General features: G+C 58.4%; 8 protein-coding genes and 4 tRNA genes. All 12 read left to right on the top strand.

The window, feature by feature from the left end:
* Positions 1-232 precede the first annotated feature (232 nt).
* Positions 233-1,432, top strand: coding sequence for a DUF6160 family protein (locus ACFC20_RS17250; RefSeq protein ID WP_375194070.1), 1,200 nt, complete (start codon positions 233-235; stop codon positions 1,430-1,432).
* Between the two features lie 10 nt (positions 1,433-1,442).
* The gene (locus ACFC20_RS17245; RefSeq protein ID WP_375194069.1) at positions 1,443-2,522 is read left to right on the top strand and encodes a hypothetical protein; all 1,080 of its coding nucleotides are present in this window, start codon (positions 1,443-1,445) and stop codon (positions 2,520-2,522) included.
* 41 nt (positions 2,523-2,563) lie between these two features.
* The gene (locus ACFC20_RS17240; RefSeq protein WP_375194071.1) at positions 2,564-3,067 is read left to right on the top strand and encodes a hypothetical protein; all 504 of its coding nucleotides are present in this window, start codon (positions 2,564-2,566) and stop codon (positions 3,065-3,067) included.
* A gap of 13 nt (positions 3,068-3,080) precedes the next feature.
* Positions 3,081-5,486, top strand: coding sequence for a DUF6160 family protein (locus ACFC20_RS17235; protein WP_375194068.1), 2,406 nt, complete (start codon positions 3,081-3,083; stop codon positions 5,484-5,486).
* A gap of 98 nt (positions 5,487-5,584) precedes the next feature.
* Positions 5,585-6,550: a biotin--[acetyl-CoA-carboxylase] ligase gene (locus ACFC20_RS17230; RefSeq protein ID WP_375183515.1), complete on the top strand. Its 966-nt coding sequence runs from the start codon at positions 5,585-5,587 to the stop codon at positions 6,548-6,550.
* Entirely contained in the window at positions 6,547-7,278 is a 732-nt protein-coding gene (locus ACFC20_RS17225; RefSeq protein WP_375194067.1) for a type III pantothenate kinase, read from the top strand. The genes ACFC20_RS17230 and ACFC20_RS17225 overlap by 4 nt, the downstream gene beginning before the upstream one ends.
* The gene (locus ACFC20_RS17220; RefSeq protein ID WP_375194066.1) at positions 7,275-7,949 is read left to right on the top strand and encodes a hypothetical protein; all 675 of its coding nucleotides are present in this window, start codon (positions 7,275-7,277) and stop codon (positions 7,947-7,949) included. The genes ACFC20_RS17225 and ACFC20_RS17220 overlap by 4 nt, the downstream gene beginning before the upstream one ends.
* Before the next feature lie 31 nt (positions 7,950-7,980).
* Positions 7,981-8,056, top strand: a tRNA-Thr gene (locus ACFC20_RS17215).
* Between the two features lie 39 nt (positions 8,057-8,095).
* Positions 8,096-8,180, top strand: a tRNA-Tyr gene (locus ACFC20_RS17210).
* A gap of 10 nt (positions 8,181-8,190) precedes the next feature.
* Positions 8,191-8,265, top strand: a tRNA-Gly gene (locus ACFC20_RS17205).
* Between the two features lie 14 nt (positions 8,266-8,279).
* A tRNA-Thr gene (locus ACFC20_RS17200) sits at positions 8,280-8,355 on the top strand.
* Between the two features lie 51 nt (positions 8,356-8,406).
* A partial coding sequence (locus ACFC20_RS17195) for a GTP-binding protein (RefSeq protein WP_375194065.1) occupies positions 8,407-8,806 on the top strand: 400 nt, incomplete at its 3' end.

Genomic DNA, 8,806 nt, shown 5'->3' with positions numbered 1-8,806 from the left:
GCCCGGTGGTGTGAGAGGACGGGGGAGGTAACTCCCCCTCCTACTCGATGCCGGAATTTGAGAAATCTCAAAACCATGACGCTGCGCACAGTGACAATCTGTAACAAACGTTAATATCCTGTAAAAGAACTGGCCAATAATAAAAGCATCAGCAAGCCAGTCTCAGAGACACTCATCAGCCATCATTAATTCGCCGTGAATAAAAACAATGCGGCGTCAGTGAGACATGGCTATGAGTAAAATCCTTTCTCTCCTCGTCCTGCTGCCTGCTTTCAGCGCGGCAGCAAAGGCCGATCTGCGTCCCATCACCGACGAGCAAATGTCGGAAGTGACCGGTCAGGCCTTTGTATCCGTTGACCGTCAGTATCATCCCGACAGCACCAACAACACCGCTTATACCCGCGTAAACCTGGGCATGGATATCGACATCCAGACCAACGTAGATGTCTTGGAGTTGGGGCGTTACGACCGTGAGGGTGAGAAGCCTGGAACCTCCGACGTGTATATCGAGGATTTCGCGCTCGGCTACATCAATAACCAGGCCTATTTCGACGCAAACCCTAAAGCACCGCGCCAACGAAAGCCGGACGGCACCGCTTACGCGGAAGGCGAGATAGTGCCCTTCTCCATCCAGAACCCTTACCTGGAATTCGCCTTCGACCAGACCACCGAAGAAGTCGTGGGATTCCGATTCGGCTTCGGAGAAGCCATGGGTGTTCTCTCCGGCAAGATCGAAACGCTGACTGGCAACGTCAACGTCGACATCATTGATCGGGGCGAGGGTTTGAGCCAGGCCAGTTCCAGCGGCAACTTCTTTGACCAGGTTATCGTTCTGCTGACCCCCCTGCTCGAGAGCGGTAGCCCACTTTCTACCAAGGCCGAACTGGTGTACGGCGCCGAAGGCGATCCGAATATTGGCTCGCTGGACCCGGTCCGTGCGGAGTACATCGGCATTCCGGACGGTGAGCGCTTTGTTCTCGAGGGTGCCAGCGGTTTTACCCGCTGGTCGGTGAAGAACCTGATTGGCTGGGGATCGAGCTCCCGGATCGAAGTCCCGGACTGTTCGTTTTTCAGCTGCTCGGGCGGTGACATCTATGTGTACGCGGAAGACTGCCTGGTACTGGGTATCGACTCCTGCTTCGACCTGGATATCTACAACAGTTTCCCGGTTGGAGAAGTCGGTGAGGTTAACGGGGAGCGGCGGATAACCGGTCCTGCGGATGGTGCCTTTATCTCATTCCAGACCAAGGACCTGGAGTGGCTCGAGGACGTTCGCAAGTCGAACCTGTCGCCGGAGGATTTCATCAAGGCGACTTCCGGCGCGTTTTTCAACATTCCCAACGGCGCTACCGAGGTCAACCTCAATGAGGCTCTTTACGGCACCCAACGGTATCGCACGGAGTACATTGACCGTGGCAAGGGTCTGTTCTGAGGAGTTCGTCATGGCCAAAGCGAGGATCGGTTGTCAAAGCGCAGGCGTTCCGCCCCTGGTCTCCGTTCTGCTCGTTCTGTTGTTGCCGTTCACCGCACAGGCGGAGCTTCGGGGTCTTGCAGAAGAGGAGATGGCGGAGATCAATGGCGCGGGCATTGGGCTGGTTCTGGAAAACTTTAAATTCTCTCACGGCACCGATGCACCGAACGCCGCTGGCGAGCAAGCGAGGATTTTCCGTATCGCCGGGATCAAGAGTACCGATGGACGCGATGTAGACATTACCGTCAATCACCTCTACATCTCCGGAAGCAACAGTGACTACGGGCAGAACCTTGGCCCGGTGAATCTCGGCCGGTTGATCAACCCGTGGCGTATCGATGTGGTGGATGGGGATGGCATCGGTATTCCCGGAAAGGCCGTACTGGAGCTGGCGACTTCTTCGAAACTGGCTAATGGGCAGGGTTTTGACTGTCTGGATCCGGCTGCCGGAGCAGGTTCTGGCAATTGCGCCAGTCGGCCTGCCACGGCCGACTTTATTGGCGAAAGGGCGGATATTGGCATGCAGATGAATGTTGCTGTGGGCGATGATCGTTCGGCCAATATCAACATTCACGCCAGGAGCGCAGTCATCGATGGCAGCTACCTGCGCTTGTGGGGCGACAATGACCGACGCCAGATGGTGGGTCAGTTCAAACTGAATCTCTACTCCCCGGAACTGTCCATCAACGCCTGTCCCCAGGACGGCTCCAGCTGCGGATCCCGGATTAGGATGAGTGACTTTGCCCTGGAGCTTGCCATAGGCAATCAGCTACAGCCGGTGTTCTTTGATGTTGACGGCACCGGAAATTTTGTTCTGGAGGTTGCCGCGATTGCCCGTCCAGTGCCAGGCACTATCGGCCCGGATGGCGGGCGGGAGAGCAGCGACAGCGAAGCCTGGGGTTTTTATGAGTCCTACTACACTAATCCCGAGTTTCGGAGCAACCTGCGCATCGGCAATTTCAGCGTGGGCGATCGGGATTTCGGATCGGCTCGGGTTCAGGGCATGCTTATTCAGCACCTGAACATCAAGACCAGAGATCTGGCGCCATGACCATACATCTACGTGCACTTCCGGCTTTGATCCTGTTGGTCATGAACAGTTCATGGGCTTCAGCTGAAATGGCCAGTCTGGCTGACGAGGCGCTTTCGGACATTTCCGGTCAGGCCGGCATCTACCTCTCTGGCGATATCAGCATTAACGAAATGGGTGGCCCTGTTGAGAACAGTTATTTCGGCCGCTGCGATGATGGCGACAAGAAATGCGGTGCCCGGTTTGCCTATCAGCTAAAGGAAGGCGGCGGGTGGATGGTGCTGGACGAGATTCGGGGCAACTTTTCGTTTGAGGGCCTGACGCTCCGGGTTCGACATGTGGATTCGGGCTTCGGGGGCGATGGGGAGTTGTTCGACAGCGATGTGCTGGAGCTAGGTCTTCCGAATACGGTGCGGTTCAACGATGTCCGGTTCAAGATCGGAGCGAGCAGCACGCCGCGCCCAACCGATCCGGGATTCCAGCAGACCGACATCTTTTCGGTGGAAATGCGGGGTGCAGTGATCATGGAAGGCAACCTGCTGGTATTTCCAGCCGGTCAGCCGTAGGGGGTAACCGACAATGGCAGATTCCAATAAGTCTTTGCAGTCAACGGTCCTCTTCGCCGTTGGCATGGCCTGCCTGTCAATCATGGCGAGCGCTTCAGCTGAGCTGAAACAGCTGGATGACCAGACTATGGCTGGCATCAGTGGGCAGAGCGGTTTGACGATCGAGCTCGATCTGAACGCGGAAGCCCGGAGTATTGCCTATGTGGACGATGGCAAGGCCCTCTATCTGGAAGATTTTCGCATTGGATCCGCGGTCGATCCCAATAAGGCCGCGGCGCATCGCATCAAAGTGGACATCGAGGAGGACGCTTCGCTGAACCTCGATTACCTGGTGGAAGACCGCAGGATCGAATTCGGTGACATCCGGCTGGCCGGTGCGCCCGGACTCAGTATGGGTGGCGTCTTTTTTGATCACTCCCTTGATGGTTATCTCAACATCCGACCGGGCGGAGCTGTTGGCGGCGCAGGCTATACCTTTGACTCTGCCTACACTATGACCGGCGGCAGGCTGGGTTATCGAACCAATGGGAACGAGTTCTTCCTGGATGACATGACGATGTCGGTAGAGGCGTTGGGGGTAACCCTGGATGTGGTGGATGAATCGCTGATACTCCAGGCGCCGCGGGTGGTGGCTGACTGGCAGGTAGGTGCGATTCGCTACAGCAGTAACCCGCGCAACCACGGAGTGAGCACGGATACAGACAGCGGCCTAGCGCTGTCCAGCTACGGCAGCCTCAGCGGCAACTACGAGCTTTCGTCACGCACGGCCATTACCGCCGGTGGCCGTTCCGGTGAAGGATTGCGGATCGATTACGACACCGAGATTCACACTGCATCATTTATCTACCGGGACGATGGCCATGCGCTGGCATTCCGGGATATTACTGGCGCCTATCGTATTGATGATCTTAGGTTGGATGTGGCCCGGGACTGGAAGAATCGTCCGGCCTGGGCACTGACCCTGGGTTCTCTCGAAGGCAGCCTTGCGATCGGGGCTGTGCAGTTGGGGGCCGGGGGCCGAAGCCTGGGTCAGGTAAATATCAGTTTCCTCTTGGCCGACCAGGTCTTCAATGGTCGCCCTTACACCAACGCTATCTATCTGCAGGGAGGCGGCCATCCGGACGCGGGTCCGCAGGGTCTTCGGCTGGCGACGGAATGGAGTCTTCAGTTGGCTGACCTGAGCTACATCGAGGACGGTAACCGCATCATCTTCAGTGGGCTGCAATCCTGGGGCAGGGGAGATGTCACGGTGAACGTTACCCGTGAGGCACTGATCAACAATACCCGATTCTACGATGGCCTTCGTATCGGCTTCGAGCGCGTGCAGGCCGGTTACCGGATCAACGGCCTGCGCGTAGGCAATGAGGACGCGCCACTCCAGGGTGGCACCGAATTGCTGCTGGCTCTGGGGTTTTATCCGGCCTACGAGTTTGAGCTGGACGGGCACCTGACACTGGGGGCAGGAGGCGCGAGCGGCGAGGGGCTTACCGTCAATTCCGATATCCATATCCGGGACGGCAAGGCGGCCATCATCGCGGCGCCCTACGACGAGGGCAGTGGCGAAATTTCCCAGAAGGGGTTGTGGCTGAGTGACCTGAGTTACGACGGCCACGTGCGGGATATGACCATTGATGTCACCGAGGAGGGGCTTGAGCTGGTCACCGGCGAGGCATGGAGCACCATGGACATCGGCAACGTTCGGGTCGGCGACAAGGATTCAGGCCAGAGTTTCGGCCGTGTCGTGCTCCAGAAATACGAAAAAGGCAGCAGCATGACCCTCATCCCGGGCGGCGCCGGCGAAGTTTGCGCCGGGGGTGTCGGAGGCAACGCCGCGGTCTGCGAAGCGTCCGGCGGCGTATGGGAAAACCGCGGCGAGGAAGGGCTGACTGTGCGTATGAAACAAATCTACGCCAAGGCCGAGAATAACACCCGGAAGAACGCCGTCACCTGGGAGACCAACCGGCGTGTTGATGGTACAGGTCAGCCGATCAACGGCACGGGGACCCAACTGGTGCTGGATGACATCCATACCAGCGACGGCGGCGATTTCGACGGTGACGGCATCGATGACAATCGGTTCGGCGTTCGCACAGATCTATCTGTCGACGTGTACCAGACGCGGGTGGTCAAGAAGTCCGATGGTGTGGATGCCCTGGGTGTTCCCGGCAACCGGGGTGATGAGAAGATCATGGACAGTGCCGCCGCTGCCGGCTACCGCTACGTCACAAATCCAACGGACCAGGACATCGACAACCGGCCCCTGGGGTTTGCCGTGGGCGCCCGGACGCAATTCCGTGAACTGTCCATATCCAACATTGACCTGGTGCACCCGACCGGCGGTGCCCAGACTGCGATCTATGGCGTGAAGCTGCAGAACGTTGATATCCGGGCGAACCTCACCGCCACTCCGATTCCCTGAGGCTCCGGGGGCGCCTCGCAAAACGCCGGTCGCCTTTGTTTTTTTCGGCGCCCTGGTGTTTAATCCGGCCTTACCCATGTTTTGGCGGGATCGGCGATATGAAATCGAGGGCACTTATAGAGCTACTCAGTGACGGTGAGATCCATTCGGGAGAATCCCTTGCCGCACAGCTGGGTGTCAGTCGCACGGCGGTCTGGAAACAGATCCGGCGCGCCATGGACGAAGGGGTCGAGGTGGCGACGGTTCGTGGCCGTGGTTACCAGCTGGTATCCCCGGTCGACCTTCTCGATCGCGAGGTCATTCTCCAGGGGCTTTCCCCGTCTCACCAGAAGCAGCTGGCACTGACCGTGCTGGACGAGGTTGATTCCACCAATGCCGAAGTGATCCGCCAGATTGGTCGTGGGGCTGCCGGCATGCCGGTGGTTATTGCTGATTGCCAGACCGCCGGGCGTGGCCGCCGTGGCAGGGTCTGGCAGAGCCCTCGCGGCGAGAATCTCTACCTGAGCATGGGGCTGACCTTCCACGGCGGGTTTGGTGTACTCGATGGGCTGAGCCTGGTGCTCGGTGTGGCGGTGGCCAATGCCCTCGAGGGATTGGGTGTGCCCAGGATCGGCCTGAAATGGCCGAACGACATCTTCCTGCCCGATGGCAAGCTTGGCGGCATTCTTGTTGAGCTCCAGGGCGAACTGGAGGAAGGGGTGGTCCAGGTCATCGCCGGCATTGGTCTGAATGTCCACATGGACCGGGTGGATGGCGTTGATCAGCCCTGGAGCAGCCTGGATCGTGCCTGCCCGGAGGTTGACTGGTCCCGCAACCGCATCGGCGCAGCGGTTATTGACGCGATACTGGATGCACTGCCGATCTTTACCGACTCCGGCTTTCGTGATTTCCGGGCGCCCTGGCAAAGGCGGGATATCTTCAAAGGTCAGCCTCTCCAGGCGCGGGGCGGTGATCTCGAAGGCAGCGGTGTTGGAATCGACGAGGCCGGCAATTATCAAATACAGACCGCGAACGGCATTGTGCCGGTGCGAGCCGGAGAAATAAGTCTTCGGGTGGCAAAATGAAGCTGTTCATTGATGCTGGCAACACCCGGCTCAAGTGGTGTCTCGAAGACAGTGGCAAGGTCACCCGGTCCGGCGCAGGTGTCCTCGGTGATCAGGTACACCTTGAGGGTCTTGATGACCGGCCTGACATCAGCGCCATTGCGGTATCGACGGTTGCCTCCGAAGCCAGGCGAGAACAACTGGCTGCCAGTCTGGTAGACCTGTGCCCGACACCCGCCCGGTTTTACTGGGCAGAGGCCGGTCGGGGCGGGTTGCGGAATGCCTATCAGGAAGTTGCCCGCATGGGCGCCGACCGATGGCACGCCATGTACGGGGCCTGGCTCTCCCACAAGAACGGCTTTGCGGTCGTTGACGCCGGCAGTGCGGTCACCGTCGACTATGTTGATGCTCTGGGGCAGCACCTGGGTGGCTATATCCTTCCCGGCCTTCGAATGATGGTGCGTAGCCTGCAGAATGACGCAGCCCGTATCTGGTTTGATCCTGAGCAGGTCCTTGAAACTGCACCCGGCAGGTCTACTGGAGAGTGCGTCAACCATGGGCTTGCCTGGTTGTCAGAGGCAATGGTAGAACGGGTGCAGTCAGACGCCCGTACCCTTGGCCTGAGGGATATACTTGTGACCGGAGGCGATGCCGGTCGGCTGATCGGTCTGGGTCTGACCGGTACACTTCACCCGGATCTGGTATTTGCTGGCCTGCGTGCCATTGATGCTGAGGACGCGGCAGAATGAGGTGGGTGGCTGCAACTTTGCTGGCTGTCAGCGTTCTGCTTTATACCCTTCCCGATTTCCTTGGTCCCTCCGTCGGAGTTTCCAGGGTTGCCAGTGGCACGCTGCCCCGCGTTGCCAGCCTCAAGGCAGGAACACCGGAAAACAACCTTGCGAGCGAGCAGGTGCCAGGGGTCTCTGCCAGCAATTCCTGTGTACGCCTCGGCTGGCTGCCCTCCGCCCAGCAGGCCCAGAGGTTGGTGGATAATCAGCCATTGGCCTCGGAGGCGGGATTTCGTGTTGAAGAGGTGGAGCGGGAGTTACCGCCACTGCACTGGGTCATCATCCCGCCGCAACCGCCCGAGGTGGCCCTGCGCCAGTTCCGGGACATACAGCGCCGGGGCATTGATTCCTACCTGGTTACCGAGGGCGAGAACCGTAACGCCATTTCCTTGGGTCTTTTCGAGTCCCGTGAGTCTGCAATTTCCGTGCTGGAAGAAAAAAAGCGTCAGAATCTTAATGCGGTACTGGTCAACTTCCCTCGAAATCAGATAAGCTACGCGCTCTCTTTTGAGGCGGAACCGGAACTCGCCGAGGAACTGGTTCAGGCGGTTAAAGCGGATTATGGAAGCAAATTCGATTTCGTGGAAATCGAGCCTTGTGAAGGTGTTGCAACGCCAGAAAAAAATCCGTAGTATACCGCCCTCGCTGACGAGGCGAATGTGAGCTGGCGTAGCTCAGTTGGTAGAGCAGCTGACTTGTAATCAGCAGGTCGGGGGTTCGATTCCGTCCGCCAGCTCCACTTTAAGTTTTGCCGGGTTTGTGTGAGCAAGCTCGACTCGGAGGGGTTCCCGAGTGGCCAAAGGGATCAGACTGTAAATCTGACGGCATCGCCTTCGCAGGTTCGAATCCTGCCCCCTCCACCACTAATTGCTCGCGGGCATCGTATAGTGGCTATTACCTCAGCCTTCCAAGCTGATGACGCGGGTTCGATTCCCGCTGCCCGCTCCAATTTGGTTTGTAATGCTCATGTAGCTCAGTCGGTAGAGCACACCCTTGGTAAGGGTGAGGTCGGCGGTTCAAATCCGCCCATGAGCTCCACTATTTATCCGGTCAACGTTACGGTCCTGGTTGATTAGGGAGATTGGTCAAATGTCTAAGTCTAAGTTTGAACGTAATAAGCCGCACTTGAACGTGGGCACCATTGGTCACGTAGACCATGGTAAGACCACTCTGACAGCTGCCCTGACTCGTGTATGTCACGAAGTGTTCGGTACTGGTGAGAGCCGTGCGTTTGACCAGATCGATAACGCCCCGGAAGAGCGTGCGCGTGGTATCACCATCGCGACGTCTCACGTTGAGTACGATTCCCCGACTCGTCACTACGCCCACGTAGACTGCCCGGGCCACGCTGACTATGTGAAGAACATGATCACTGGTGCGGCGCAGATGGACGGCGCGATCCTGGTTTGCTCCGCAGCTGACGGCCCCATGCCGCAGACCCGTGAGCACATCCTGCTGTCCCGTCAGGTTGGCGTACCTTACATCGTTG

It is taken from the genome of Marinobacter sp. (assembly GCF_041984545.1).
GTDB lineage: Bacteria > Pseudomonadota > Gammaproteobacteria > Pseudomonadales > Oleiphilaceae > Marinobacter.
The sequence above is the reverse complement of the archived record's forward strand: the minus strand, read 5'-3'. Positions and strand labels throughout refer to the sequence as shown.